This is a genomic window from Mesorhizobium sp. B2-2-3 (assembly GCF_006442405.1).
In the GTDB taxonomy this organism is placed as follows: domain Bacteria; phylum Pseudomonadota; class Alphaproteobacteria; order Rhizobiales; family Rhizobiaceae; genus Mesorhizobium.
This window is the reverse complement of sequence record NZ_VFWC01000008.1, coordinates 262,627-289,246: the sequence shown is the minus strand read 5'-3', so window position 1 is coordinate 289,246 and position 26,620 is coordinate 262,627. Positions and strand designations below refer to the sequence as shown.

The window sequence follows — 26,620 nt, the reverse complement described above, 5'->3', positions numbered from 1 at the left end:
GGCCTAGCTGTCGAACTTCCGGATCGCCTCGGCGGTTACCGGCGTGAAGAAATTCACCAGATTGCAGTCGGGGTCGCGGAACAGCAGCGAGCGGTTGCCCCAGGGCATGGTGGTAGGCTCCTGGACAATTGCGCCCTTGATTGTTTCCGCCAACTTGGCAAATTCGGCATCGACGTCGCCGACTCGGAATTCGATGATGGCCGTGCGGTTGTCGGCTGGGCGGGCGATGTCGCTGCCGAACAGCATCAGGGTGCGCGTGCTGCCGATCGCCAGCGTGCAGGCCGGCGTCGCCAGTTCGGCGAAATCCTCCGTGTACATCGTCACCGGCATGCCGGTGATCTCGCCATAGAAGCGCACGAGGCGCTGGACATCGGACGTGATGATGCGGACAGAGACGAAATTCATCGCATTGGCTCCCTGATCGTCGAAGCCGCGGCTGGGCTCCCGGCCTTCTATATGCCGGGGCTCCTGACAGCTTTCCGTCAGGAGACGGAAGTGCCGGCGCGATTTTCAGATATGTCGAACGACAGTGCCAACCCTGCGCCTATTCACCCCGCCAGCAGCGCCAATTCATCGGGCGTCAAATGCCTCGCAGTACCCTTGGCGAGATCGCCGAGCGGCAAGCGGCCAATGGCCACGCGGATCAGGCGCTTGACCTCGATGCCGTGGGCGGCGAGCAGGCGCCGGATGTGGCGATTACGGCCCTCGTCGAGCACGATCTCCAGCCAGGCGGTGCGGCCGCCGCTGCGCAGCAGCTCGATCGAGTTGGCGCTCAAGGTCTCGCCGTCGATACGCGCGCCGGCGCGCAACGCTTCCAGCACCGCCGCGTCGGGCACCGTGGCGATCTGAACATGATAGGTCTTGGGCAGGTGCGAGGCCGGGTCCATCAGCCGGTTGGCGAAGCGCGTGTCGTTGGTCATCAGCAGCAGGCCTTCGCTCGCCTTGTCCAGCCGGCCGACCGGCGAGACGAAAGGCAGGTCAAGCCCTTCAAGACAGGCATAGACGGTGTCGCGCTCGAGCGGGTCGTCGCGGGTCGTGACCAGCCCGCGCGGCTTGTTAAGCATGAGATAGACCTTGCGCTCAGCAACGATTTTTTCGCCGTCGACGGCGATGCGGTCGCGATTCATATCGACGCGCAGGGAAGCATCGCGCGCGACCTTGCCACCGACGCGCACGCGGCCCTCGGCGATCAGCCGCTCGGCCTGGGTGCGCGAGCACAGGCCGAGCTTCGACAGCGCGCGGTTGAGGCTGACGCCGGGTCGTGGTGGTCGTGGAGCCATGCTGCTTCGGATCGATCCGTTGTACCGGACCAGATGCCATGGCCGGCGACGGCTGCGCAAGCCGCCGCCGAGGTCGGGATCTTGCCGGACAGCGGTGCCGCCCGGCAAGCGCTAGTCGCGCCGGCTTAGGCTGCTTGCTCGGTCTCGTCCGCGATCCCGTTCAGCACGGAAAGCGCGTCGGCTGGCAGCTCCAGCTCCGCCGCCGCCATGTTTTGCCTGAGATGCGCAATGGACGAGGTGCCGGGGATGAGCAGGATGTTGGGCGCGCGACGCAGGAGCCAAGCGAGCGCCACCTGCATGGGCGTGGCGCCGAGTTTTTGCGCGACATCGGCCAGCGTGCTGGATTGCAGCGGCGTAAAGCCGCCGAGCGGGAAGAACGGCACATAGGCGATGCCGGCCGCGGCAAGCTCGTCGATCAGTGCGTCATCCTCGCGATGCGCGATGTTGTACTGGTTCTGCACGCAAACGATGTCGACGATGCCGCGCCCCTGCGCGATCTGGGTTGATGTGACATTGCTCAAGCCGATATGGCGCACCAGACCCTGACGCTGCAGTTCGGCGAGCGTATTCAGTTGGGGTTCGAGCGAGCCTTCGGCCGGGCCGTGTATGCCGTGCATGGAGCGCAGGTTGACGACCTCCATCGTGTCCAGTCCCAGATTGCGGAGATTGTCGTGCACGGCCTGCGTCAGTTCCTGCGGCGACATTGCGGGGATCCACGATGCATCGGCGCCGCGCCGGGCACTGACCTTGGTGACAATGGTGAGATTGGCGGGATAGGGGTGCAGCGCCTCGCGGATGATCAGGTTGGTGACGTGCGGACCGTAGAAATCGCTGGTGTCGATATGGTCGATACCGCTCGCCACCGCCTCGCGCAGCACGGCGAGTGCACCGTCATGGTCTTTCGGCGGGCCGAACACGCCGGGTCCGGCCAATTGCATGGCGCCGTAGCCCATGCGCTTCACGATGCGGTCGCCAAGCTTGAATGTTCCGGCCTTGCTGATGTCAGTCATGGTCTCAATCTCCTGTGGATCGGCCCAGATATAGACAATGCCCGCTTGCGCGATAATATGGCGCAATCGGCACAGGCTGTGCGGAAAGGCGAACAATGGCGGATCTGGGCGACCTCCAGGCATTCATGGCGGTGGCGCGCGCCGGCGGCTTTCGCGAGGCGGCCAGGGTCAGCGGCGTCAGCGCCTCCAGCCTCAGCGAAACGGTGCGGCGGCTGGAGGCGGGGCTCGGCGTGCGGCTCCTCAACCGCACCACGCGCAGCGTCGCACCGACCGAGGCCGGCGCACGCCTGCTGGAGCGGCTGGGCCCCGCGCTCGGCGAGGTCGAGGCAGCACTCGATGTCGTCAACGGCTTTCGCGGCCGCCCGGCCGGCACGCTGCGGCTCAACGTGCCTGTCGTGGCGGCGAAACTGGTTCTGCCGCGCCTTCTGCCGCCCTTCCTTGCCGCCTATCCCGACATAAGACTGGAGGTGACCGCCGAGGACAGTTTCGTCGACATACTGGCGAGCGGCTGCGATGCCGGCATTCGCTATGACGAGCGGCTGGAGCAGGACATGATCGCCGTACCGATCGGCCCGCGCCGGCAGCGCTTCGCCACCGCTGCCGCAACGGTCTATCTCGACCGGCGTGGCCGGCCCGACCATCCGCGCGACCTCCTCGATCACGCATGCCTGCGCGGCCGCTTCGCCAGCGGCCTGACGCCGCCCTGGGAGTTCGAGCGCGACGGCGAGATAGTGAGCGTCGAGCCGACCGGGCCGCTGCTGGTCAGCACCGGCACCGCTATGGCGCTTGCGCTCGATGTGGCGGTCGCCGGCGGCGGCATCGTCTCGCTGTTCGAGGACTGGCTGCGCCCCTATTTCGACGATGGCCGGCTCGAACCGGTACTGGAGCCCTGGTGGCAGGAGTTTTCCGGCCCGTTCCTCTATTACCCGGGCCGCCGGCTCATCCCGGCGCCGCTGCGGGCATTCATCGACTTTGTCGGCGGGATGCGGTGGTAAGGCGCCCCGATGACGGTTTCATGGGACGCATGGCAGGACGCAACCCGCTGCGCATTTCTGGAATGTTCCAGGAACGAGCGGGGATCATCGCGGCGGGTCCAATGACACCTTGGCGCGCTTCGCCAGCTCGCGAATCCGCTCCGCGACCGCGCTGTCGACCGGATTGTAGACGGTCAGGCTCAGATCCGGGCGGCCGTCGACCGCGAATCCCGAATATTCCAGCTCGATGTCGCCGAGCACCGGGTGCTTCAGTCGCTTGGTTCCGTCGCCATGGCTGAGCACGTCGTTCTCGCGCCACAGGGCGGCGAATTCGGGGCTGGCGCTGCACAGTTCGTCGACGAGTTCGCGTACCTCGGACACCGCGCCGGCACGCGCCGCGTCGGCGCGGAAGGCGCCCACCACGAAACGGGCGAGGTTTTCCCAGTCGTGCTGCTTTTCGCGGATGGCCGGGCTGCGGAACATGAAGCGCAAAATGTTGCGCTGGTCTGCGGGCAGGGCGCTGTAATCGGTCAGCACGACCTGGGCGGCGCGGTTCCAGGCAACGACATCCCAGGTAGCGGTCCTGACCAAGGCGGGGCTCGATTCAAGCGTGTCGAGGAGGCGCTGCAGCCGGGGGCTGATGCCTTCCGCGCCGATATAGCGGACCTCGGGCGGGCGTCCGAGCCCGAGCATGAAAAGGTGCTCGCGCTCGGCCTCGGTCAGCATCAGCCCCTTGGCGATGCGGTTCAGCACATCGGCCGAAGGCGCGCCGCCACGACCCTGCTCCAGCCATGTGTACCAGGTCGGGCTGATGTTGGCGCGCTGGGCCACTTCCTCCCGGCGCAGCCCCGGCGTGCGCCGGCGCCCTGAAAATCCGAACGAGGCCGGATCGAGCCGGGTGCGCCGGTCTCTCAGAAACGCCGCGAGCGAACCGGCGGAATTGGTGGGCATCCTGTTAGCCATTATACCACGATAAGATCACTACTTTAATGGAATAATAGACCGGCGATACTGCGCAGGCAATCGTGCAGGAGAATTCGCATGCGTATCTTTTTGACCGGCGCGACCGGTTTCATCGGCTCGGCGCTCGTTGCCGAGCTCATCAAGGCGGGCCATCAGGTGGTCGGCGTCACCCGCTCCGAAGCGGGGGCCGAAGCGCTGGCGGCGGCGGGCGCCGAAGTGCATCGGGGAACGCTCGAGGATCCAGAGGGCCTGCGCGACGGCGCGGCGAAGGCGGAAGCGGTGATCCACACGGCGTTCGACCATGATTTTTCGCGGTTTGCCGAGAATTGCGAGAAGGATAGCCGGGTCATCGCGGCACTTGGCCAGGCATTGGCCGGATCCGACCGGCCGCTGGTGATCACCTCCGGCGTCGGCGTGGGCAGCCCCGGACATGGCGAGCTTGCCAGCGAGGACGTCTTCAACGCCAGCCATCCCAATCCGCGCATCGCCTCGGAGCTCGCCGGCAATGCCTTGCTGGAAGCCGGCGTCAACGTCTCGGTGGTGCGGCTGCCGCAGGTTCACAACCCGGTCAGGCAAGGGCTCATCACGCCGCTCATCGAAATCGTGCGCCAGAAAGGCGTTTCGGCCTATGTCGGCGAGGGCCGCAACCGCTATGCGGCGGGCCATCTCCTGGACGCGGCGCGCCTCTACCGGCTGGCGGTGGAAAAGCGGCAGCCCGGCGCGCGCTATAACGCGGTCGGCGAAGAAGGCGTCGAAGTGCGCGCGATCGCCGAGGTGATCGGGCGGGGCCTCAACGTGCCGGTCGTTTCGATCGCGCCGGAACAGGCGGCGGAGCATTTCGGCTGGATGGCGATGTTCGCACCGATGGATCTGCCGGCCTCCAGCGCGCTGACCCGGGCGCGGCTCGGCTGGCAGCCGACCGGCCCGACGCTGATCGCCGATCTCGAGGCCATGCGGTACGACGCATGATGCGCCGATAAAGCGTCGTCAGCCGACGGCGTAGCGCAAATGGACGAGCCCGTGGGCGAGGGCTTCGCAGCTTTTGAGCGACAGTTGCATCTTGCCCGCGAGGCCGGTTTCGCCGAATTCGACGAAACCCTGGTTCGCCGCCCGCCCATCAAGAGCGGGAGCGACGAGAAGGCTGAGCTCATCGACAAGGCCGTCCGCGAAGAAGGAGCCGTTGATGCCGGCGCCGCCCTCGAGCAGCAGCCGGCGAATAGCGAATTCGCGGTTGAGAACTTCGAGCATCCGGCCGAGATCCATGTCAGCCGTTTCCGCCACGATATAGGACACGCCGTCGGCGGCGAGCTCGGCCAGGTGGCTGTCGGCGACATCGTGCCCAAGCAGCACCACGACATGGTCGCCGCCAATGTCGGGTTTGGAAAAGTGGAGCTTGCCCGATGGATCGAGCGCCACCGCGTAGCTTCCCGTACCGGTTTGCGCGACATGATAGGGTCGGTCGACCTTGCCCGCATCGGCCGGCGGGTGCGCGCCGGCCTTGCTCATCTCGGCCATGGTGACGCGGCCGACGATCCAGCCGTCGCCCGCAAAATCATTATGGATATGCTCGTAGAGGCTCGACCATTCGGCCCGGGTTCCGTCCGGGCTGGCCGTGTAGCGGCTCGGGTGGAGACTGCCGTCCAGCGACGCGATCATATGGCAGATGATGTGCGGTTTCATGCGGGTTCCTCCAGGGAATGGGCTCAGGCGCGGTTCAAACTAGGGCCAGCGCCGGAGAATGGAAGCTGGGCACCCGGCTCATCCAAATTCCGACCATTGCCGACTGGGCCTGTTATATCGATGTTGCACAAATGGTTGAGCCTGGGCTAGCATCCGTTTGCTGGTGCCGACGGGAGGCAGTTTTTGCAACGGCGATCAGCTGGAGCGGCATGCGTTAGCAAACGCAAGGAGGATGCTCCAACACTTTGAACCGACGCATGATCCTTCCTGAAACCGTCCCGGTTTCCGGGGCCGTGCGTTCTTGTGGAGGAGGATCCCATGAACAGACGTGAATTCCTGATGACGTCCGTGGCCGCGGGCGCGATGGTGCTTGCCGCGCCCTCGGCATTTGCGCAGGACAAGCTCACCATTCTCGGCTCGGTGCCCAGTCTCGGCTTTCCGTTCTTCGTGCACATGCTGAACGAGATCAAGGCGGAAGCCGCCACGCAAGGCGTCAACCTGACCGAGAGCGATGGCCAGAACTCGGCCACCAAGCAGACCGCCGACATCGAGGCGGCCCTGGTGCAGAAGGTCAACGCCATCGTGATCTCGCCGCTCGACGTCAACGCGCTGGCGCCGGCCATCGAGGAAGCGGTCAAGGCCGGCGTTCCCGTGGTGACGATCGACCGCCGCGTCGACGGCGTCGAGGGCATCCTCGCCCATGTCGGCGCCGACAACGTCAAGGGCGGCGAGGCGGAAGCGCAGGCCGTGGTGGCGGCGTTCCCCAACGGCGCGAAACTGTTCCACCTCCAGGGCCAACCCGGCGCCGGGCCGGCGATCGACCGCAACAAGGGCGTGCACAATGTGCTCGATCCCTTGAAGGACAAGTACCAGATCGTCTTCGAGCAGACCGCCAATTTCGCCCGCGCCGAGGCGCTGTCGGTGACGGAAGCCGGCCTTGCCGCCAACGGCAAGCCGGACGCGATCGTCTGTGCCAATGACGACATGGCGCTGGGCGCGCTCGAAGCCTGCGCGGCGCGCAACTTCACCGACGTCAAGATCTACGGCTTCGATGCGCTGCCGGAAGCGCTGGTCGCGGTCCGCGACGGCAAGCTCGCCGGCACGGTCGAACAGTTCCCCGGCCAGCAGTCGCGCACCGCCGTGCAGATCGCCGTCGCCTACGCCAGGGACAAGACGGAGCCGAAGGAGAAGCTGGTGCTATTGACGCCGATCGTCATCGGCAAGGACAATCTCGACAAGGCCGAGAGGTTGAACGAGACGAAGTGAGCTCGCATGGAGAGGTCGGCGGGGCAGCACCCCCTCTGGCCTGCCGGCCATCTCCCCCGCAAGGGGGGAGATCGGCAGTGTCGATGTCCGCATTCTCATTGCGGCGTTGAAAATTGGCGAATGCGGAACAGACAGCCAATCTCCCCCCTTGCGGGGGAGATGTCCGGCAGGACAGAGGGGGGTGTTCACGCGCCGACGGGTCCGGAAACTGCATCGAGGGAAGCACCCATTCCATGGCTGAAGCCGCACCCGTCCTGCTCGCCGTCGAGGGCGTCACCAAGCATTTCGCCGGCGTCACCGCGCTTCGCGATGTCTCGCTCGACATCAGGCCCGGCGAAATTCTCGGCCTGCTGGGCGAGAACGGCGCCGGCAAGTCGACGCTGCTCAAGATCCTGTCGGGCGTCATGCCGCCGTCGGGCGGGCGCATCAGCTTCGACGGCGCCGACTACCGGCCGTCGAGCCCGCAGGATGCCAAGCGGCTAGGTATCGTCACCATCTACCAGGAGCTCAGCCTGATCCCGACGCTGACGGTGGCGGAGAACATCTTCATTGGCCGCGCCCCGACCGGTCCGCTCGGCCTCGTCTCCTGGCGCAAGATGGAGCAGGACTCCCGCACCATCATCGCCCGCGTCGGCCTCACGATCGATCCGATGACGCCGGTCTCGGCGCTTTCGGTGGCCGAGCAGCAGCTCGTCGAGATTGCACGGGCGCTGTCGCTGAAGAGCCGGCTGATCATCATGGACGAGCCGACATCAGCGCTGACCGAGACAGAGGTGCAGCGGCTGCTGTCGATCATGGACAGGCTGCGCAAGGACCATGTCGCCATCATGTTCGTCACCCATCGGCTGGAGGAGGCCGCCGCCATCTGCGACCGCATGACGGTGCTCCGGGACGGCAGGTTGGCCGGCAATCTCGACCGCGAAGGCGGGCCGATCCGATTGCCGCGCATCATCGAGAAAATGGTCGGCCGCGCGGCGTCCGAGCTCTATGCGCGGCCGGCGCAGCGCACGGTGGCCGGCGACGTCGTGCTGTCGGTGCGCGGGTTGCGCACGGTGCGCGATCCCGAAGCGCCGCACGCCATCGTGCTCGACGGCGTCGATATCGACCTGAAGGCCGGCGAGATCCTGGGTGTCGCCGGCCTCGTCGGCTCGGGTCGCACGGAGCTGGCGCGCGCCATCTTCGGCGCCGACCGGATCGCGGGCGGCACGATCACGCTCGACGGCAGGCCCATCGCGCCGGCCTCGCCGGCGGATGCCATAGCGCTCGGCATCGGCCTGGTGCCTGAGGATCGCAAGCATCAGGCGATCTTCGCCGCGCTCGGCATCCTGCCGAATTTCTCCGTCGCCTCGCTCGGGCGGTTCAGCAATGGCTTCGGCTTCATGGCCGAGCGGCGCGAGCGCGATGCGCTGGCGGGGTTCCGGAAAATGCTATCGATCCGCATGGCGTCGGCCGAGCAGGCGATCGAGGGCCTATCAGGCGGCAACCAGCAGAAGGTGATCCTGGCGCGCTGGCTGGCGCGCGACCCCAAGGTGCTGATCGTCGACGAGCCGACGCGCGGCGTCGATGTCGGCGCCAAGGCCGAGGTGCACCAGATCCTGGTGCAATTGGCAGCGCGCGGCATAGCGGTGATGATGATTTCGTCCGAGCTGCCCGAAGTGCTGGCTGTGTCCGACCGGATCGTGACCATGCGCAAGGGACGCATCACCGGGCAGATGCCAGGCATCGAGGCAAGCGAGGAAAAACTGATGGAACTGATGGCGCTCGACCAGCCGGGAGCGGTTGAGGAGGAGGCACGATGAGTGTGGCCGAGGAACAGAGCCGGCGTGGCGGCATCAGCATTGCGCGGCTCTTGATGAATTTCGGGCCGCTGCTATTCCTGGCGGCGCTGGTGGTCGTCTTCACCGTGCTGAAGCCGAGCTTCATCGATCCGATCAATCTGTTCAACATCACCCGCCAGATATCGATCACCGGGCTGATCGCGCTCGGCATGACCTTCGTCATCCTCACCGCCGGCATCGATCTTTCGGTCGGCTCGCTGCTCGCCTTCTGCGGCATGGTGGCGGCCGTGGTCGCCAAGGGCGGCACCGCCAACACGCTGTCGCTGTCGACGTCGGGAACGCAGGGCTATGGCTGGTTCGCGGCGCTGCTTGCCGCCGTGGTGGTGGGGGCGGTGGCCGGCGGTGTTCAGGGCTTTGCCATCACCAGGCTGAAAGTGCCGCCCTTCGTCGTCACGCTTGGCGGGCTCACCGTGTTTCGCGGCCTGACGCTGACCATCTCCAATGGCGGCCCGATCTCGGGCTTCGACGCTTCTATGCGCTGGTTCGGCACCGGGCTGATCGGCCCCGTGCCGGTGCCGGCGATCATCTTCGCGGCGGCCGCCATCCTGTGCCACATCGTGCTACGCTACACGCGCTATGGACGCGCCGTCTACGCCGTCGGCGGCAATGCCGAGGCCGCACGGCTGTCGGGCTTGCGCGTCGACCGCATCCTGGTCTCGGTCTATGTCATCGTCGGCTTCTTCGCCGGGCTCGCCGCCTTCGTGCTGTCGGCCAGGCTGAATTCGTCCGAAGCGGTGGCCGGCATCGGCTACGAGCTGACGGTCATTTCGGCCGTCGTCATCGGCGGTACCTCGCTGTTCGGCGGCATCGGCTCGGTGGGCGGCACCGTGGTGGGCGCCGCCCTGATCGGCGTGCTACAGAACGGGCTCCAGTTCAACAACGTCTCGTCCTACACGCAAAGCATCGTCATCGGCCTAATCCTGATCCTGGCGGTGGCGTTCGATCGCTGGCTGAAGTCGCGGGTGAGGCGCTAATTCTTTCTCCCTTGTCGTCGGAGAAGGGGAAATCGCCGCTCTGCCATAGGCAGGAGAGCTCGCTACCTTTCTTGCAAAACAACCCCCCTTTGCTAGAAGGATTTCGGGCGGGTGGCATTCTGAGAGAACCTCATGTTTGCCGATATCATCAGACCGATCAGCTTGAGTTTTTCGCTGCTGCGGCGGTTCTGGCCGCAGCTCGTCGTGCTGGTGCTGGCCGGTGTTCTGGCCGGCGATCTCTTGCTGCAACTGGCGGCCAAGGTGGCGCTCGCAAATCATTTCGCCGGGCTCGCCATGCTGACGCTGGTGGCACTGGCGCAACTGGTGGTGACGGTGGCGATGTTCCATGTGCTGCGTCCCGGCTTGCCCCATGTGCTGGCCGCGCAGCGTGGCGCGGAAAAGGCCACGGTCGCCGAGGGGCAGGGAACCGCGGACCGGCGCGGTTCGCGGCTGGTGCGCATGATCACCATCGCGCTGTTACCCTTCTTCGCCTATTACGCGGCCTGGGGGTTCCTCGGCGACATCGTGCGGCAATATTCGCGCGAAACGCTCGACCAGGCCGGCTTCGGCCAGAGCGCCAATGTTCTGGACGTGCTGGATTCGCGCTGGCTGCTGGTCTCGGTGGCGGTGTCCTGGCTGGTGCGCCGGCTGGCCAAGTTCATGCAGGCGAAAACGGGCGCCGCCTCGTTCTGGCAGATCGTGGTGGTGATCTGCGAGACCAACTGGATCTTCGTCGGCCTCTACGTCATCAGCCGCTGGAAGGACAGCGCGCTGCAATGGCTGATGAGCCGCAATTTCTGGTCGGTTCTGCAGGCGTCGGCCGACGGGCTGGCGAGCCCGGTGCCGGCGGCGACGGCCGCGCCGATGGTGCCGGTCGAGATCACCTCGATCGCGCCCTCGACGATCGCCGTCAACCTGTTCTTCTACATGCTCTTGCCGCTGATCTGGCTGGTGATGGCGGCGCTGATCTATGGCTATGATGTGCGCGACGACACGGCACTGATGCGCGTGCACGGCCGGCTGGAACGCGTCGGCAAGCGCTATGCCGGCCTGCCGAAATTCCTGCGCGATTTCGTCGAGCATTTCGTCGCCGGCTACCGCTCGCGCTATCTGCCGATCGCCAATGGCGTGCGGCTGACGGTGAGTTCCAGCCTCGTATTGCTGTGTACGCTGATCGTCGGCTATCGCCTGCTCGACTGGGGCGCGGCCTGGCTGTGGCTCGGCGCGACGCGGCTGATCGGCCCGCACGAGCTCGACGTCTGGCAGATCCTGTCGCATGGCGTGACGCTGTTGTTCGGCAGCCCGTTCCAGGATTCCTCCACCGGCATCCTCATCGAGCCGCTGCGCATCTGCTTCCTCGCCGCCGTCCTGGAGACGGCGTTCTCGCTTTCCAAGGGGACGGGTGAGGCGGGCGGTCGTTCCCGGTAGCGACGGGAACGGCCGTAGCGTATCCTTGTCGCGCCTTGCCATGTACGTGTGATGGGGCGAAAGTGCGATCTTTCCTGGTCTCGTAAACAGACCGCCTGTTTGCACTCGCAAGATCGAAGAGAATGGCATGACTTACTTCTTCCGCCGTCGAAGTGAGGCAATGACCTTCGGCCTGCCTGTGGTCTGCTGCGCGCTGGCGTTGATATTGCAATCGAACATAGAGCCGATCGAAGATCGGACGGCGATTGTGGTGATCGTTGCCGGCATATCGATCATCCTTACCTTGGCAACCGTCTTTGCCGTGGTGCGACATGCGGAGGCGATAGCCCGACGTGTCGGACAGCCGTACGGCACCCTAGTTCTTACCTTGGCTGTAACGACCATCGAAGTGTCGATTATCGTTTCGATGATGCGGCATGGCGCCAACAATCCGACCTTGGCGCGAGAGTCCGTGTTCTCCACGGTCATGATCGTTTGCACCGGCATCGTGGGGCTGTGCCTGACACTTGGCGGGTGGCGGCACCGCCACCAGGACATCCGAAGGCAAGGGACAAGTTCCTTTCTCTCGGTGCTGACCGCGATCACGGTGCTGACGATGGTGCTGCCGAACTACACGCTTGCCACCAGCCCCGGGACATTTTCTCCCACGCAACTGGCCTTCGTCGCACTGCTGTCGCTCTTGCTCTACGGCAGTTTCGTTTTCGCCCAGAGCTACAGCCAGAAAGAGGACTTCCTAGAGGTGCAGGTGCGTGAAAGCGCTCCGGAAAGCCATTCTCCGCAGGTCCACGGCGTGCCAACGCATTTCGTCTTCCTGCTTCTGGGACTGGTCGGGATCGTCCTGCTGACCGAACGGGTCGCGGCTGGCGTTGAAGATGGCCTTACCTACCTGCAGATCCCGCAATCGGATGCGATCGTCGGCGCGATGATTGCGTTTGTCGTGCTGCTCCCCGAGGCGATCTCCGCCATCAAGGCATCGTGGGGGAATGAGCTCCAGCGCGCATTGAACGTCGCTTTGGGCTCGGCGTGCGCGACCATCGGACTGACGATCCCGGCAGTGGCGGCGGCCAGCCTCATCACCGGAAAGTCGCTCAACCTCGGTCTCGGTCCGAGCGACGTGATTTTGCTGGTTCTGGCCCTTGCGGTGAGTGTCGTAAGTTTCAGTACCGGACGCACGACGGTTCTCACCGGACTTGCTCACCTCGTCGTCTTTGTTGCCTACGTCCTGTTGATCGCCGTGCCGTGACTCCGGACTGCCGGCGCTGTCGCTACTTCGGCGGCCGTTGAAACCGCAGGTACCACGGCCGCCCGCTTCCCAGCCCAATGGCGGGACGGATGGTCTTGATGGCATCCTCCGGCACGATGAAGGTGTCGCCGATGGTGATGACGTCGCCTGTCTTGGCGCCGGAGAAGATCGCCGAGGTGCAGTTCATCACGCCGTCCGGCAGTCTGACGCCCGAAATCATGTCGGGGAGCCAGCGGCGGCCGGCGGCATCGGTCAGCATCAGCCTGCAGCCCAGCCATTGCTTCTGCAAGTCGGGATCGCCGACGGTGACGGAGAAGGTGGCGATGACGGCGAAGGCCTGATCGGGCAAGCGGCCGGCCTTGCCGCCGCGCAGGTCCGCCAGCTTCCAGTCGCTGCCGCCGAAGTGCGCGGACTGGCCAAACTCGACATCCCTGGCGATGAGGTCTTCGCCGCCCAGCCATTCGCGCAAGCTGTCATGGCTGGTTTCTGCCAGCGCCAGCGGCAGCAGGATGACAAGCGCCGCCAGGCTGCGCCTGCGCCATTTTTTCTCGACCTGCCGCTCGGCGGCCGGCCCCATGTCGGTCGCGACGGCGCTCATGGCTTGCCCTGCGGTGTCTGGCCCGGAGAAGTCTGGCCCGGTGGTGCATCCAGATCGTATTGCGGCAGGATGCCGGCCGGTTGTCCATCGGCGCCGGCAGACAACCCGTCGAAGCTGATGCGGGCCTGCGCGTCGAGCGCGCCGAATTGGCGTTCCGAGACCAGCAGCCTGGCGCCGCCGATCTGGTCGGGCGGTACTTCGAAGACGAACAGGCCGCGTTTTTGCAAGCCGGGATCGACGCCGTGCGGCGGCATGTCCTGGCGATAGCCCAGCCGCTCCGTCTGGCGGTAGCGCAGACCGGTCGGACCTTGCCAGGTGCCGTCCGCGACCGTGATGGAGGCGTCGGTCGCGGTGAGGCTGGTCGTCACCACCGCCCACACGCCGCTCGTCGTCAAAAGCTTTTGCTGCCCGAACTGGTTGGTCTTCAGCGCGCGGGCAAAGACAACCTCGTCAAGCCGCACGTCGAAGCTGCGTGCCCGCACCGTGTCGTGCATGGCGCCGTCGACCGGGATGGGCGCGGTGAGGTCGGCATAATGCGGCTTGGAAAGCTGCATACCGTAGCTCAGCGCCACGGTGGCGGCGAGAATCGCGAGATTGCCGAGGACCCGCATCCTCATGAGCCGGCTCCCGGCGTGTCCGTTGCCGGCATATCGGCGAGCGGCAAGGTCACGGTGCCGAGACGGTAGGGATTGTACCAGCCGGGCGTGCCGTAGAGATTGTCGCGCGGCTTGAAGATCTCCGCGGTGACGCCGAAGGCGAGCGTCGGCGGCACGGCGGCGTCGCCGGCCAGCGGCCAGACATAGGCCAGGCGCTCGGTCATGCCGGGGTGCAGTTCCGGCGCCAGGGTCGAATCGCGTATCAGGGCGATCATCGGCATCGAGTCCGGCAGGGTGATTCCCTCCGGCTTGAAGACAGCGAAGTAGGCCTTGTTGGATTCGGCCGTGCGGTTGGTCATGTCGGCCTCCAGCACCAGTGCCTTCTGGCCCGGTTTCAGCGGCACGCCATGGATGTCGGCATGGCTGACATAGGCACGCACCGGTTTGATGCGCCAGCGGCCGGCATCGATGGCGGCATCGGACGGCAGTTGCGGCGGAGGGTGAGCGGGCAGGGCGCCAAAGGCGCCCATGAGGCCGGCCGCCAACAGCGCGGCGATGGTTCCCGCGCCTGCCGTCATCCAGGCCTGGACTCTTGAACGGGCAGTCTTGAACATTCCCTGATATGCACGTCGAACGATCAGCCACCCGCAGGCAATCTAGGAAGAAAACGCGCGGATGGGAACCCGCAAATGGCGGCATTGCCCAGTCCTTCTCGTGGCTGCGTCTCTCTCGTGGCGCAGTGTGGTCGCCGACGGCTTAGCGAGCCCGCCTATGCCGCCTGCAAGGCCCAAATGCGGTGGCCGTAGCGGCGAAAGAAGCGCGCCAGCAGGCGTTGTTGCCTCGCCCTGGCGAGGTCCGCCAGGCGCCGTTCCTGGCGCCAGCGCGGCATGTTGCGCCAGAAGGAGATGAAGCGGGCGGCGTCCTCGATGGCTTCCTGTGCCGATAGCGCCGGGCCGATCGCCGCCAGGAAAAGCGCTTCCGATTGTTTCAGCGCGTCGACGACCACCTTGCGCCTGAAATGGCCGAGGCGCGCCTGGCGGATGCCGTGTTCGCGGATTCTCGCGAAGGCCTCGATGAGAGCGTGACTGTCGCCGCCATAGCCGCAGGCATGAGCGAAATCGGCGGCAAGGGCGTCCATCGTCTCTCCCGGGGTGCTGCACGCGCGCCGACTCGGCTTTGCAAGCGATATAGAAGCATAACTCAAAAATTGGCGAAAGAGAAACTTTTGCGGAGCCCTGAAAGATGCGACTCGACTCTCGTTTCAAAACACAGGAATATGCGAACAAACAAGGAACAAAGAGGCGAGCCGCGATGGCATTGACGGGCAAGGGATCAGTGATTGCGGATGTCGTTTCGATATCGGTCGAATGCGCCGATTGCGGCCGCAACAGGTGGTGGAAGCCCGATCAGCTGCGGCGCTTCGGCGTGACTGGCAATACGCCGCTGGCAGCGCTTTCGGGCCGGCTGGTCTGCTCGGCCTGCCGCGCCGACGGGCTGCCGGGCACGGCGATCCAGATCCGGGCGGCGTTTATCGACGAGCGCCAGCGCGTGCGCAGCGAGGCGCTGATGCTGAGCGAGCGCGAGATGCCGCTGGAGGGATCGGGGCGGGCGTGAGGGTGGCATCGACGCTGGGTTTTGCCTGCTCTCCTTGTGGGAGGAAGAATTGCCCCGTCGCCCTCAATAGCCCAGCAATTCCTTCAACGGAATGACCCGCCAGACCTGCTTGATGGCGTAGCGGTTGAAGGTCAACGTCTTCGGCGGATTGTACTGTTCGACCACCAGTTCGGCGGCGGTGCGCTTGACCAATTTCTTGATGAAGGCCTTGCCGTTGCGTTCGTTCTCTTCCGGGAAGGTTTCGATCACCACGTGATCGCCCGGGACGGCATCGCGGCCGCCGCAATAGATCAGGTCTCCGGGCTCGTAACGGGGTACCATGGAATCCGAGAGCACATGCAGCGCGAACACCTTGGCCAGGTTGCGGATGCCGGGTGGGCGCTGGACGTAGCCGGCGGGCTCGCCGTTGAAGGTGAAATCGCCGTCGTCGCCGCCAACGGCGGCGCCCAGCACCTGGATGTCCATCGGCCCGGCGGGGGGCGGCCCGGCGTCGGTGACGATCTCGGCGTCGTTGACCGGTCCGGCATCGTCGAGGAAAACCACCTCGCCCTTGCCGAGCGCCACCGGGTCGACACGCAGAAAGGCGGCAGTCTTCAGGAGGTTTTCCGTCTTGGGCAGGTTGCGACCGGTTTCCCAATTGCCGACGGCGGCGACGTCGGTGTCGTTGTGCTCGGCGATGTGGCGCATGACCAGGCCGCGCTGCTTGCGCGCCTGGCGGATTGCCGCCCCGACCTTGATCGACAGTTGCGTTTTCACCATGGCGCCCATGTGACCAACAAGCGCTGCTTTCGTCCATGAAAGAATGGCTTGCATAAACTTTTGAGTTATGCTTATATCCATTCATGCAAAAGCTCAACCCCTTCCGAGTCGAAAGCGCCCTCAGGCCAGCTTCACGCGAGCCGGCCAGCGCTCATTCCCTTTCGCCCCGGCTGTCCTCCTCCCCGGCCAGGGCGAAGCGTGAGGCTGATTGCCCCGATGCATCAGCCGCACGTCCGGTCCGCCCGTCACCGGCGGCCGGAACGGCCGGAGCCGCCGCTCCCCGCGGCTCCGGCCCCCAATTCAGCGCGGTGCGGATCCGCTCCCTGATCCGCACCGAGGACGGCACCGTGATCCTGCTTGACAGGCTGACGGGCAGGGCGGTTTCCGCACCCGACCGGGTGACGGCAGAGACGCGGCTGGCGCGCCTCGCCGCGCTGGACGGCCGGCCGGGCTGAGGCCGCCAATCCAACGGCCGACAGGCCGGATCGAACCCGACAATGCCCACCGCCTGCGGCGGGCCGACACTCGCCGGCCGCGTCGCGCGCTGCCGCGGCCGCGCAATGGACGGAGACCAGGACATGGCACTTTACGGCGACAAGGAATTGCAGGCGATCGCCGGCTGGCTGACGGACGGACTTTCCGCCTCGCGCATCGCGGCTCGGTTCAGCGCGTCGCGAGGCAGCCCGGTGTCGCGCGACGCCATCATCGGCATCGTTCACCGCAACGCCATGCTGAGTTCTATCGGCTTTGCCAACAGCAAGCGGATCGCGGCAGCCGAGAGGGCGAATGACAAAGCCGCGGACCGCGCCGCCAAGGCCGGACACAAGCGCGTGCCGAAGGGTGAAGGTGCGGAACGCCTCGCAGCGCGCGAGGCCGGCGTGCTGATCGCGGACGGGCAAGCCTACCGCCTCGAGGTACCGGTGCCGCACCGAAGCCCGATCGGCCGCCAGCCGCATGGCGTGGCAATGCGCTTCGTCGACTGCCTGTTCGGCCGCTGCCGCGCTCCGCTCGACCTGGCGCTGGAGCAAAATCCGGAAAACGACGCGCCCGGCGGCCGGCCGGGCGTCCACATGCTGTGCTGCGGCATGCGCACAAGGGCGATGAAAAGCTACTGCACCTATCACCAGGCGCGCTTCCGCCGGCGTGTCTGCGAGGCGGGGTGAGCTTCCTCCCGTTCTGGAGAGAAGCTAACGGCAGGCGGGCGGCGCCGGGTGCAGGATTGGGAACGGCATGAATTCGGGAGGGAGATTGGGTCAGATGCAAGGTATCGAAACGGTGGCGCCGCCCCTCATTGCCCTGCCGGGCATTTCTCCCCGTAAAACGGGGAGAAAGAGACTAGCTGCAACGCTGGCTTTTCTTCTGCAATGGTGGCGATCTGGCGGGAACGGCGGCCACGCAACGCCTTTATTTTGGCAGATCGTGGCCCTGCTTTGGCATTCGCACGCTCATTGCATCAGGCATCGCTGGCCGGCCGTCGTCGCCGGCCAATATACGGGTAACCCGGGCGAAGCCGGTGAACGCTTTCATCGCGTCGGCGTGCGAAATCTGCGCCGCGATGGCTGCGCTGCACGCGTTGAGCGCACTGCGGTAGACATGACCACGCCGTTCAATCGGCCAGCGCTGCAGGAAGTCGGCTGCCTCAGCGACGCCGTCGATCACCTCGACATGCCCGTCCAGGCATACTTTGAGCGGAGATCCTGTTTTCATGGTACCCACGGCGGTTACCTTGGCGTTGCGCGCGGCTCGGAAGCCAGCCCCTATCAACGTGCAAGGCGGCGGCGCGGTTGCATCACGTTTTCAGCCGCCTCACGGGCCCGCGGCGGCGTCGAGCCACTCATGGGCGCGGCTACGCGGCTTCGCCACCAGCAGCCCCTGCTGTCCGGCCGCCTTGGTGAAAGCCTCGAAGGCGACGCGCTGGCGGCAGCTGCCGTCGATGGCAAGCCTGACCAGCCTTGCCGCATCCAGATAGGCGGTGGCCGTCTTGTCAGGCCATTGCCGGCGAAGCGCGGTCGCCGCCTGGGCGATAGAGCCCACCAGCATGGTCTTGTTGTCGCAGAAGCGCAAGGTCACCGGCATGAAGGCGGTCATGGGCATACCTCCTGTTGGTTTGGTGCGGCACAACGCCCAGCCTCGCCGCTGGTTCCGGCGCACGCAGCCAATTTCGCCAGGGATCGCTGCCGCGCCAGCCAGCACCTCAATCCACTCCCCACAAGGACGCAGCCATGAGCAAGAAAGCCGCCAGATCAGCTAAACCGCAGACGCCGAAGCTGCCGAAGGGCGAGGCCGAGCAGGTGCGCATCCGCCGCGAGGTCGGCCATGATTTCGCGTTGCGGGACGATGAGTTCGGCCGCAAGCGGCTCGCAACCGGCACGTCGGAGGCGCGGCGCGTCTATGAGGTGTCCAATGACGGCCATACCTCCACCGGTGGTATCGTGCGGGTGCGCAGCATCGATCCGCTGCTGGGCATCACCTCGCTGTCGCGCCAGCAGCGCGAGGCCGGTCTGCGCTACCGCGAGGATTTCCGCGCCAGCCAGCAGGCTGATATCAAGCCGATGCGCTGGAGCGAACGCGTCGACGGCGACAGGATAAGCGGCGGCATCACCGACAGCGTGCTCAATGCCGGACGGTCGCACGCCGCAGCGACCCGCGCGCTCGGCCATTGGGAGGTGGTCGACGTGGTGCGGAAGATCGTGTGCCTGGAGCAGTCGGTCAGAGGCGTGGCGGGAGAGATGAGCGAGGGCAGGGACGTGGCGGCAAAGCTGTTGAGAATCGGGCTCGATCTGCTGGCGATGCACTACGGGATGATGATGCGAAAATAGTAGCCGGATGACAGGCGTAGCGCGCACGGCAGTGGCGCCATTCCTGGGCATGGGCTGGGCACGACAATCCGGCCGGCGCGATGCCGGCCGGATTGTTGTCAGGTCAACGCCTGCAGACGCGGACTCTCTCGATGACCCGATGGTGATGACGCCAGTGCTTGATCACCTCGGTGTGGCAGCGACGATGACCGTAATAACGCGGACGGTAGCTCTCGTCATACATGCTGTAGCGGCGATAGTAGCCGTCATCGTCGGAATAATCGCGATAGTGGTGACGATATCTGGGAACATAATAATCGTCGTCATAGCCGTTGCCGATGCCAAGGGTGATGCTGGCGGCATTTGCCGGGGCGATCACGGCCACCGCCGAAGCGACGGCAATCACGGATGCGAGCAAGAGTTTCTTCATGGCAACCTCCTCTTTAAGGCTCATCTAATAAACGCTGCCCTCGCGGCCCTGTTCCCATAAAGCCGGTAAACCAATGTTTCGTGCCCGCGCGCGCTGTGAGGGGGCGGCGCCTTGGCAGCGCGCCTTTGAAGAAGGGACGCTAACCCCTTCTAAAACAGCGCTTTCTCCAGCGGCTTCTCCAGCGTCTCGGCGAAAGCGGTCGCCAGATGGTGGCGGTCGCGGAAGGCGATCTTGCCGCCGATGAAGACATGGCAGGTGGTCTGGTTGCAGAACTGGTCGGTCATATCGACATAGCGGGCGTTCGGAATGCTGCGCACGACGTCGCGCTCCACCGCGGCCATGGCGTCGTTGGCGGCATAGGCGCGCGTCTGATCACAGAGCGAGGGCGTGTCGCCGCGCCACAGCGCACGCGCCACGCAGGTGTCGACCTGCTCGTCGTTGAAGGGCACGTCGCGGATGAAGGCGACTTTCAGCCCGGCCTTGCTGAACGTCTCCAGTGTCGAACGCAGGCCAGCCTTCCACTCCGCGTCCTGACTGTCGGGCTCATCCTTGCCGGCGGCCATCTTGCGCGAACTGGTCAGGGCGATTTCCGAGATCACCACCAGGGCCGGCCTCAGCGCCAGGATCTCCTTGATCGACTGCTCGCGCCACTGGTCGCATTCGGCGTAGTCGCGCTTCAGCTTGCTCGACCATGTCGACAGCCGGGACGCCCGGCACGAGGATTTGAGCCAGGTAACCACCCGGTAATCGCGCTTTTCGGCCGCCTCGATCAGCGGCGTCGACCAGTGGTCGGCATGTGAATCGCCGAACAGCGCGATCGTGCCTTTCGCATCCTTGGCGCCAAACACGCAGGGCTTCGGAGTGACGGTCTCGTAGTCGAGCACGCAGCCGCCCCTGGCACGCGCGGTGGACGGACGCGCCGCACTTTGGGCGATGACGCGCTGCTCCGGATCGAGTTCGTGAACGGCAAACTTGGCATTGGCGTAGGCCGCGACCACGCCGGCGCCGGTCAGCAGCGCCGCGGGCACGAGCGCGCGGGCGGCGCTTGCCATCAGCCAGCCGTTGCGGCGCACGGGGTTTTCGATGACGTGATAGGTGAAGATGGAGAGCATCAGCGTCAGTGCCAGGCAGGCAAACCTGTCCAGCCCGGAAAGCTCCGCGGTGACCATTCCCGCATAGACGATGACCGGCCAGTGCCAGAGATAGAGCGAATAGGAGAGCCTGCCAATCGATTGCATGGGCGGCAGCGACAGGACAGCCGTGGGGCCGCCGGCCAGCTTGCCACCCGCTTGGCGCTCGCCTGCCCCGCTGACCAGCAGCAGCACCGTGCCGACGACCGGCAGCAGCGCCAGCAGGCCGGGGAAGGGCAGCGCCTCGTCCAGCAGCAGATAGGCGGGCACGATCAGCGCCAGGCCGAGCCAGCCTTGCGCGGCGCGCAGCCGCGGGTGGTACTGGAGGAAATTCGCCGGCACCATCGTAGCAAGCCCGCCGGCGGCGAACTCCCAGGCCCTCAGCGGCGAGAAATAGAAAGCCCAGGGCGGCGAAACGCTGGTCAGCCAGGCGCAGGCCACGAACGAAACCAGGCCGGTGACGCCGATGACCACGATAGCCGCGCGCCGTCCCGGCCGCAGCCATGCGGCGAGAACAAGCAGCGCCGGCCATGCGAGGTAGAACTGCTCCTCCACCGACAGCGACCAGAAATGGATGAACGGGTTGTTGGCGGCATCGGAGGCGAAATAGTCGAACGACCAGCGGATCAGCCACAGATTGATCATATAGGCCGAGGCAAACATCGCGCCCTTCGAATAGAGCGCCTGTTCCTCCGGCGACAGGATGAAGGCGCCGGCCAGCAGCGTGGCGAGGATGACGAACAGCGAGGCCGGCAGCAACCGCCGGGCGCGGCGGGCATAGAAGCGCCACAGGTTCAGCCGGCCGCTCTCGCCGATCTCCTGCAAAAGGTGTCTTGTGATGAGATAACCGGAGAGAACGAAGAAGATGTCGACCCCGGCAAAGCCGCCGGGCAGGGCGGCGAGGCCGAAATGATAGGCGACGACGCCTGCTACCGCCAGTGCGCGCATTCCCTCGATATCGGGTCGGAACGATGCTGCCACGACAAATCCTTCGTGCAAGCCCAACCCGCGACCATTGTTAGTCGGGGCGGATCGTATCGCAATGCAACAAATCTTTCGCAACGCAACATGGCAGGAAAAAGGACAGCGGCAGAAACGGAGATGACGGTGACGCGAGGCATGGATGACGCCTGCCGCCGGACGCCTCACATCTTATGTTTCCGGTAAATGGTGCCCGCCCTATTTACGACTAACATGTTAGCGTGATATCACTACCTGCGAACTGCTCTTTTGGAGGCTCGCTGGTGACATCGCGTTTTGGTCTTTCGGTTGCTCTGGCCACGCCTTTCGATGCGTCGGGGCAAATCCTCATTCCACCCATGGTGACGTGGGCCCGAAGCTGCCTGGCGCAGGGCTGCACCAGTGTGACGCTTTTCGGCACCACCGGGGAGGGCGCTTCGGTCGGCACCGAGGAGCGGCGGGCTGTCACCGAGGCGATGCTGGCGGCCGGCATCGCGCCGCATCAGCTTGTCGCAGGCGTGCTGGTCGATGCGGCCGAGGATGCAGCCGAGCAGGCTCGGCATGCCTTGCAGCGCGGCGCCCGCAACATCCTCCTTGCCCCTCCCAGCTATTTCAAGAATATCGGCGACGATGGCCTTTTCGGCTGGTTTTCCGCTGTCTTTGCCGCTCTCGGTCCGCTGGCCCGCGGCGTGCTGCTCTACAACATTCCCTCGGTCACCACGGTGCAGCTTTCGCTGGGGCTGATCGGCCGGCTGCGCCAGGCGTTTCCGGACGTGGTCGCCGGCGTCAAGGATTCCGGCGGCGACTGGACCTATAGCGAGGCGCTGCTCGGCGCCCATGGCGATCTGGTGATCCTGATCGGTGACGAGCGGCATCTGGCGCGGGCGGTCAGGATCGGTGGCCAGGGCGCGATTTCGGGCATGGCCAATTTCGCCGCCGGCGAGGTCCTCGCCATGGCGCAGATGGGGCAGGACGATGCGCGGGTCGAGCGTTTCGTGCTCGAGCTGCTCAAGCACCCGGTCATTCCGGCGGTCAAGGTGATGGTGGCGCGCAAAACCGGCGACGAGCGCTGGCTGGCGGTGCGGCCGCCGCTCGAGCCGATCGCGGCGCCGGGGCGCCAGCAGCTTGGCGCTGCCTACGACACTCTTTTCGCGGCCGCGGCGGCCTGACGGGAAGGGAAGCGCTGAAATGGCCAATGGCGGCGACCAGACAAATCTGCGGGAGCAGGCCTATGCCAGCTTCACGCGGCATTTGCTGGCACGCGACCTCAAGCCGGGCCAGTTCGTGTCGCAGCGCGAACTCGTCGCCTTCACCGGCCTGCCGCTTGGCGCCATCCGCGAGATCGTGCCGCGCCTGGAAGCCGAGGGGCTGCTGACGACGATCCCGCAGCGCGGCATGCAGATTGCGCATATCGACATCAGCCTGATCCGCGAGGCCTTCCAGTTCCGCCTGTTCATGGAGCGCGAGGCGGTGGCGCTGTTCACCGTCAGCGCCTCCGACGACGAACTCGCGCGCTTGCGCCGCGAGCATGAGGACATGCTTGCGCAGGCGCTGGCGCAGACCCCGACGCCGGAGATGGAGGCCAGGGCTCAGACCATCGACTGGGCCATGCACGATACTTTCATCGATGCGCTCGGCAACGAGATCATTGCCAAGGCCTATCTGGTCAATTCGGTGAAGATCCGCCTGATCCACCAGGAACGGTTCCGCATCGACGGGCGCGTGGTGCCGGTGATGCGCGAGCATCTGAGCGTGATCGAAGCCCTCGAAAGCCGCAATCCACAAAAGGCGGTAGAGGCGATCAGCCAGCATATCGACAATGCGCGCCGGCTGGCGCTCCATATCTGAGGAAGCAGGCCGCGCCGTGCCTGTCGCGGCGCAATCGACAACGACAGCAACCGGGAGGAAGAAATGCCGTCCAATCCATTCAACCCAACCAGAAGGCAGCTCCTTGCGGGCGCCGCCATGCTCGCCGGCGCCGGCCTTGCCGGTATCCGCCCGAGCCTTGCCGCCGGCGTCGACTGGAAGCGCTTCGCGGGCACGACGCTCGACGTCAATCTGGTGAAAAGCCCGCGCAGCGACACGCTGATCAAATATCTCGCCGAGTTCGAGGATCTGACGGGCATCAAGGTCAATGCCGAGGCGACGCCCGAGCAGCAGCAGCGCCAGAAGACGGTGATCGAGCTCAGCTCCGGCAAACCCAGCTTCGACGTCGTGCATCTGAGCTACCATGTGCAGAAGCGGCAGTTCGAGAAGGGCGGCTGGCTGGCCGACATATCGGGCTACCTTGCCGACCCGACGCTGACCGATCCGAGCCTGGTCGAAAAGGACTTTGCCGATGCCGGCATGCTGTTCGCCAAGGACGGCCAGGGCGTGCTGCGCTCGCTGCCGTTCTCGGTCGACTACTGGATAATCTACTGGAACAAGGAGCTGTTCGAGGCCAAGGGCCTCAAATACCCCGAAACCTTCGATCAGCTCGTTTCAGCCGCGGAGGCTCTGACCGACCCGTCGACCAACACCTACGGTTTCGTCGCGCGCGGCCTCAAGAACGCCAACACGCCGGTCTGGACCTCGCTGATGCTCGGCTACGACATGACGCCGCTCGACGACAAGGGCAAGCTGCGCACCACCGCGCCCGAGGCGGTGGAGGCGGCCGCCCTCTACCAGCGGCTGATGACCAAATCCGCGCCGCCCGGCGTCACCGGATTCAACTGGGCCGAAGCGCAATCCGCCTTCCTGCAAGGCAAGATCGGCATGTGGTTCGACGGCGTCGGTTTCGCGCCGCCGATGGAAAATCCGGAGAAGTCGAGGGTGGTCGGCAAGGTCGGCTACGGCGTCATGCCCAAGGGCCCCAAGGCGCATGCCTCGGGTACGTTCGGCGACGGGCTCGGCGTGACAACGGCCAGCGAGAAGAAGGAAGCCGCCTATCTCTTCTGCCAATGGGCGGTGTCGGCCGGCATGGGCGCGCGGCTGCTGCAGGCAGGTGCCGGCGTGCCGTTCCGCAAATCGGTGCTGGAAGACCCCAAGGTGCGCGAAGGCGTGACCATGCCGGCGAGTTGGCTCGATGCCGTGGTCGGCTCCGGCAATGTCAGCCGGCTGGCGCTGCCGGTCATCATCCCGGTCACCGAATTCCGCGACATCTACGGCGTGGCGCTCAGCAACCTGCTCGCCGGGGCCGACCCGGCGGAGGAACTGAAGAAGGCGACGGAACAGTTCCAGCCGGTCCTCGACAGGAGCGAGCAAGGCTGATGTCCGCAACTGCCCCAGAGCGCGCCGAGGCGACGACGAGTCGCGCCGGGGCGACGACGGATCGCGCCGGGGCGACGACCGATCGTACCGGGGTGACGAAACAGGCAAGCGAGGGGGGCCGGCCCGTCAAGCTGGCTCCCAGCTACTGGCCCTTCGTCGTCCCCGCGCTGGTCGTCGTCGGCGCCGTCATCGTCTTTCCCTGGGCCTTCACGCTGTGGATGAGCGTCAACCGCTGGACGCTTGGCCAGTCGCGAAGCTTCGCGGGGATGGAGAACTATCTGCGACTGGTCGGCGATGGGCGGTTCTGGGAATCGCTCGCGCACACTTTGTCCTACACTTTCCTCTCGGTGGCCGCGCCGATGCTGCTCGGCACGGTCGCGGCGCTGATCTTCGATGCCCGGTTCCCGCTGCGCGGCGTGCTGCGCGGTATTTTCGTGATGCCGATGATGGCCACGCCCGTCGCCGTGGCGCTGGTCTGGACGATGATGTTCCATCCGCAACTCGGCGTGCTCAACTACCTTCTGTCGCTGGTCGGCATTCCGGCGCAGGAATGGATATTCAACGCCAGGACGGTCATCCCCTCGCTGGTCGCTGTCGAGACCTGGCAGTGGACGCCGCTGGTGATGCTGATCGTGCTGGGCGGGCTGGCCTCGGTGCCGCGCGAACCCTTCGAGAGCGCCGAGATCGACGGCGCCAATGCCTGGCAGCAGTTCCGGTACCTGACCTTGCCGATGATCGCGCCGTTCCTGATGATCGCGGTGATCATCCGCACGATCGACGCGCTGAAGAGCTTCGACATCATCTATGCGATGACCCAGGGTGGACCGGGCACGGCCTCCGAGACCATCAACATCTATCTCTACAACATCGCCTTCTCCTATTACGACGTCGGCTACGGCTCGGCCATGGCGGTGGTGTTCTTCGTTCTTATCGTAGCGCTGTCCTTCGTCCTGCTGATGCTGCGCCAGCGCAGCCGCTGGACCGACGCGGAGGGCAAATAGATGCGTTCGCGACTGCTCAACCGGATCGGCCTGTTCTTCGCCGCCCTGGTCTTCGTCTCGCCGGCGATCCTGTTCTTCCTCTGGATGATCTCGCTGTCCCTGAAATTCGAGATCGACAACGGCGCCTCGCCGCCGGTCTTCATCCCCGAGCACGTGGCCTGGTCGAACTATGCCAAGGTGTTCGAGGAGAACAATTTCCTGCTCTACTTCTGGAACTCGGTGCTGGTGACCGGCACGGCGACGCTCTTGGCGCTGCTGATCGGCGTGCCTGCCGGCTACGGCATAGCGCGGCTCAAGGCCGAACGGTCGGCGGTCGTCATCATGATCGCGCGCATGACGCCGGGGCTGTCCTATCTCATCCCGCTGTTCCTGCTGTTCCAGTGGGCGGGCATATTGGGCACGCTGTGGCCGCAGATCATCATCCATCTCGTGGTCACGGTGCCGATCGTGGTCTGGGTGATGATCGGCTATTTCGAAACCACGCCGATGGAGCTGGAGGAGGCCGCCAGCATGGACGGCGCCTCCTCATGGCAGGTGTTCCGGCTGGTCGCGTTGCCCATCGCCCGGCCAGGCATCGTGGTGGCCTTCATCCTGTCCATCATCTTCTCCTGGAACAATTTCGTCTTTGGCGTGGTGCTGGCCAGCCGCGAGACGCGGACCTTGCCGGTCGCGGTCTACAACATGCTCTCCTACGAGCAGGTGAGCTGGGGGCCGTTGGCCGCCGCCGCACTGGTGGTGACGCTGCCGGTGCTGGTGCTGACCATGTTCGCGCAAAGGCAGATCGTCGCCGGGCTGACCGCCGGCGCGGTCAAGGGCGGCTGAAGCCGAC

Annotated in this window: 30 protein-coding genes; 16 read left to right on the top strand and 14 right to left on the bottom strand. The window is 65.5% G+C overall.

Translation table 11 applies throughout. The features are described 5' to 3' along the window. Positions 1–3 precede the first annotated feature (3 nt). The 3 genes from FJ951_RS17325 to FJ951_RS17315 form a co-directional block, all read right to left on the bottom strand. Positions 4–405 carry a VOC family protein gene (locus FJ951_RS17325; RefSeq protein ID WP_140516217.1) on the bottom strand — a complete coding sequence of 134 codons (402 nt, stop codon included), beginning with the start codon at positions 403–405 and terminating at the stop codon, positions 4–6. A 143-nt stretch (positions 406–548) separates the two neighbouring features. Continuing rightward, positions 549–1,280 carry a pseudouridine synthase gene (locus tag FJ951_RS17320; RefSeq protein WP_140516215.1) on the bottom strand — a complete coding sequence of 244 codons (732 nt, stop codon included), beginning with the start codon at positions 1,278–1,280 and terminating at the stop codon, positions 549–551. A gap of 125 nt (positions 1,281–1,405) precedes the next feature. Beyond that, the gene (locus FJ951_RS17315; RefSeq protein ID WP_140516213.1) at positions 1,406–2,290 is read right to left on the bottom strand and encodes an aldo/keto reductase family oxidoreductase; all 885 of its coding nucleotides are present in this window, start codon (positions 2,288–2,290) and stop codon (positions 1,406–1,408) included. A 95-nt stretch (positions 2,291–2,385) separates the two neighbouring features. Here FJ951_RS17315 and FJ951_RS17310 point away from each other — a divergent pair, with 95 nt between their 5' ends. Then, on the top strand, positions 2,386–3,285 hold the full coding sequence (locus tag FJ951_RS17310) for a LysR family transcriptional regulator (RefSeq protein WP_140516211.1): 900 nt from the start codon (positions 2,386–2,388) through the stop codon (positions 3,283–3,285). A gap of 84 nt (positions 3,286–3,369) precedes the next feature. Here FJ951_RS17310 and FJ951_RS17305 read toward each other — a convergent pair whose 3' ends face one another. Further along, complete coding sequence (locus FJ951_RS17305; protein WP_181167669.1) at positions 3,370–4,215, bottom strand: helix-turn-helix transcriptional regulator; 846 nt, start codon at positions 4,213–4,215, stop codon at positions 3,370–3,372. A 90-nt stretch (positions 4,216–4,305) separates the two neighbouring features. On the opposite strand from FJ951_RS17305, the gene FJ951_RS17300 reads away from it, so the two are divergent. After that, positions 4,306–5,196: an SDR family oxidoreductase gene (locus tag FJ951_RS17300; protein WP_140516207.1), complete on the top strand. Its 891-nt coding sequence runs from the start codon at positions 4,306–4,308 to the stop codon at positions 5,194–5,196. A gap of 18 nt (positions 5,197–5,214) precedes the next feature. On the opposite strand, the gene FJ951_RS17295 is transcribed toward FJ951_RS17300, so the two are convergent. After that, complete coding sequence (locus FJ951_RS17295; protein ID WP_140516205.1) at positions 5,215–5,907, bottom strand: RibD family protein; 693 nt, start codon at positions 5,905–5,907, stop codon at positions 5,215–5,217. Positions 5,908–6,225: 318 nt separating this feature from the next. Between FJ951_RS17295 and FJ951_RS17290 the strand changes: the two genes are divergently transcribed. The 5 genes from FJ951_RS17290 to FJ951_RS17265 all read left to right on the top strand — a co-directional run bounded on the left by FJ951_RS17290 (position 6,226) and on the right by FJ951_RS17265 (position 12,656). Beyond that, the gene (locus FJ951_RS17290; protein WP_140516203.1) at positions 6,226–7,173 is read left to right on the top strand and encodes a substrate-binding domain-containing protein; all 948 of its coding nucleotides are present in this window, start codon (positions 6,226–6,228) and stop codon (positions 7,171–7,173) included. 233 nt (positions 7,174–7,406) lie between these two features. Next, on the top strand, positions 7,407–8,972 hold the full coding sequence (locus tag FJ951_RS17280; RefSeq protein WP_140516201.1) for a sugar ABC transporter ATP-binding protein: 1,566 nt from the start codon (positions 7,407–7,409) through the stop codon (positions 8,970–8,972). Beyond that, positions 8,969–9,985 (top strand): ABC transporter permease, encoded by a 1,017-nt coding sequence (locus tag FJ951_RS17275; protein WP_140516199.1) that lies wholly within the window; start codon positions 8,969–8,971, stop codon positions 9,983–9,985. The genes FJ951_RS17280 and FJ951_RS17275 overlap by 4 nt, the downstream gene beginning before the upstream one ends. Positions 9,986–10,117: 132 nt before the next feature. Next, entirely contained in the window at positions 10,118–11,413 is a 1,296-nt protein-coding gene (locus tag FJ951_RS17270) for a hypothetical protein (RefSeq protein WP_140516197.1), read from the top strand. A gap of 127 nt (positions 11,414–11,540) precedes the next feature. Continuing rightward, positions 11,541–12,656 carry an ionic transporter gene (locus tag FJ951_RS17265; protein ID WP_140516195.1) on the top strand — a complete coding sequence of 372 codons (1,116 nt, stop codon included), beginning with the start codon at positions 11,541–11,543 and terminating at the stop codon, positions 12,654–12,656. A 22-nt stretch (positions 12,657–12,678) separates the two neighbouring features. Here FJ951_RS17265 and FJ951_RS17260 read toward each other — a convergent pair whose 3' ends face one another. The 4 genes from FJ951_RS17260 to FJ951_RS17245 all read right to left on the bottom strand — a co-directional run bounded on the left by FJ951_RS17260 (position 12,679) and on the right by FJ951_RS17245 (position 14,988). Beyond that, the gene (locus FJ951_RS17260) at positions 12,679–13,254 is read right to left on the bottom strand and encodes a hypothetical protein (protein ID WP_140516193.1); all 576 of its coding nucleotides are present in this window, start codon (positions 13,252–13,254) and stop codon (positions 12,679–12,681) included. After that, positions 13,251–13,871, bottom strand: coding sequence for a hypothetical protein (locus FJ951_RS17255; RefSeq protein ID WP_140516191.1), 621 nt, complete (start codon positions 13,869–13,871; stop codon positions 13,251–13,253). The genes FJ951_RS17260 and FJ951_RS17255 overlap by 4 nt, the downstream gene beginning before the upstream one ends. Continuing rightward, positions 13,868–14,464: a hypothetical protein gene (locus FJ951_RS17250; protein ID WP_140499124.1), complete on the bottom strand. Its 597-nt coding sequence runs from the start codon at positions 14,462–14,464 to the stop codon at positions 13,868–13,870. The genes FJ951_RS17255 and FJ951_RS17250 overlap by 4 nt, the downstream gene beginning before the upstream one ends. 155 nt (positions 14,465–14,619) lie before the next feature. Then, positions 14,620–14,988, bottom strand: a complete 369-nt coding sequence (locus tag FJ951_RS17245; RefSeq protein WP_140516189.1) for a hypothetical protein — start codon at positions 14,986–14,988, stop codon at positions 14,620–14,622. 173 nt (positions 14,989–15,161) lie between these two features. Here FJ951_RS17245 and FJ951_RS17240 point away from each other — a divergent pair, with 173 nt between their 5' ends. Next, positions 15,162–15,464, top strand: coding sequence for a hypothetical protein (locus FJ951_RS17240; protein WP_140516187.1), 303 nt, complete (start codon positions 15,162–15,164; stop codon positions 15,462–15,464). Between the two features lie 63 nt (positions 15,465–15,527). Here FJ951_RS17240 and FJ951_RS17235 read toward each other — a convergent pair whose 3' ends face one another. Further along, entirely contained in the window at positions 15,528–16,232 is a 705-nt protein-coding gene (locus tag FJ951_RS17235) for a helix-turn-helix transcriptional regulator (RefSeq protein WP_140499435.1), read from the bottom strand. 299 nt (positions 16,233–16,531) lie between these two features. Here FJ951_RS17235 and FJ951_RS28835 point away from each other — a divergent pair, with 299 nt between their 5' ends. Next, positions 16,532–16,678 (top strand): hypothetical protein, encoded by a 147-nt coding sequence (locus FJ951_RS28835; RefSeq protein WP_246671744.1) that lies wholly within the window; start codon positions 16,532–16,534, stop codon positions 16,676–16,678. Positions 16,679–16,801: 123 nt separating this feature from the next. Then, positions 16,802–17,386, top strand: coding sequence for a GcrA cell cycle regulator (locus FJ951_RS17225; protein ID WP_140499116.1), 585 nt, complete (start codon positions 16,802–16,804; stop codon positions 17,384–17,386). A gap of 241 nt (positions 17,387–17,627) precedes the next feature. Here FJ951_RS17225 and FJ951_RS17220 read toward each other — a convergent pair whose 3' ends face one another. Next, positions 17,628–17,930 (bottom strand): DUF982 domain-containing protein, encoded by a 303-nt coding sequence (locus tag FJ951_RS17220; protein WP_181165274.1) that lies wholly within the window; start codon positions 17,928–17,930, stop codon positions 17,628–17,630. A 99-nt stretch (positions 17,931–18,029) separates the two neighbouring features. After that, a complete protein-coding gene (locus FJ951_RS17215; RefSeq protein ID WP_140499114.1) occupies positions 18,030–18,311 on the bottom strand; it encodes a DUF982 domain-containing protein in 282 nt (93 codons plus the stop codon). 134 nt (positions 18,312–18,445) lie between these two features. Between FJ951_RS17215 and FJ951_RS17210 the strand changes: the two genes are divergently transcribed. Next, positions 18,446–19,042, top strand: coding sequence for a DUF6456 domain-containing protein (locus tag FJ951_RS17210; RefSeq protein ID WP_140516183.1), 597 nt, complete (start codon positions 18,446–18,448; stop codon positions 19,040–19,042). Positions 19,043–19,145: 103 nt separating this feature from the next. Here FJ951_RS17210 and FJ951_RS17205 read toward each other — a convergent pair whose 3' ends face one another. Both FJ951_RS17205 and FJ951_RS17200 read right to left on the bottom strand, forming a co-directional pair. Beyond that, positions 19,146–19,451 carry a hypothetical protein gene (locus FJ951_RS17205; RefSeq protein WP_140499110.1) on the bottom strand — a complete coding sequence of 102 codons (306 nt, stop codon included), beginning with the start codon at positions 19,449–19,451 and terminating at the stop codon, positions 19,146–19,148. Between the two features lie 149 nt (positions 19,452–19,600). Then, positions 19,601–21,562 (bottom strand): acyltransferase family protein, encoded by a 1,962-nt coding sequence (locus FJ951_RS17200; protein WP_140516181.1) that lies wholly within the window; start codon positions 21,560–21,562, stop codon positions 19,601–19,603. 263 nt (positions 21,563–21,825) lie between these two features. On the opposite strand from FJ951_RS17200, the gene FJ951_RS17195 reads away from it, so the two are divergent. From FJ951_RS17195 to FJ951_RS17175, 5 genes are all read left to right on the top strand, one after another. Further along, complete coding sequence (locus FJ951_RS17195) at positions 21,826–22,710, top strand: dihydrodipicolinate synthase family protein (RefSeq protein ID WP_140516179.1); 885 nt, start codon at positions 21,826–21,828, stop codon at positions 22,708–22,710. Between the two features lie 19 nt (positions 22,711–22,729). Next, entirely contained in the window at positions 22,730–23,389 is a 660-nt protein-coding gene (locus FJ951_RS17190) for a GntR family transcriptional regulator (RefSeq protein WP_140499104.1), read from the top strand. 63 nt (positions 23,390–23,452) lie between these two features. Further along, the gene (locus FJ951_RS17185; RefSeq protein ID WP_140516177.1) at positions 23,453–24,790 is read left to right on the top strand and encodes a sugar ABC transporter substrate-binding protein; all 1,338 of its coding nucleotides are present in this window, start codon (positions 23,453–23,455) and stop codon (positions 24,788–24,790) included. Then, positions 24,790–25,791 (top strand): sugar ABC transporter permease, encoded by a 1,002-nt coding sequence (locus FJ951_RS17180; RefSeq protein ID WP_224519032.1) that lies wholly within the window; start codon positions 24,790–24,792, stop codon positions 25,789–25,791. Before FJ951_RS17185 ends, FJ951_RS17180 begins: the two co-directional genes overlap by 1 nt. Next, complete coding sequence (locus tag FJ951_RS17175; RefSeq protein WP_140499101.1) at positions 25,792–26,613, top strand: carbohydrate ABC transporter permease; 822 nt, start codon at positions 25,792–25,794, stop codon at positions 26,611–26,613. Positions 26,614–26,620 lie beyond the last annotated feature (7 nt).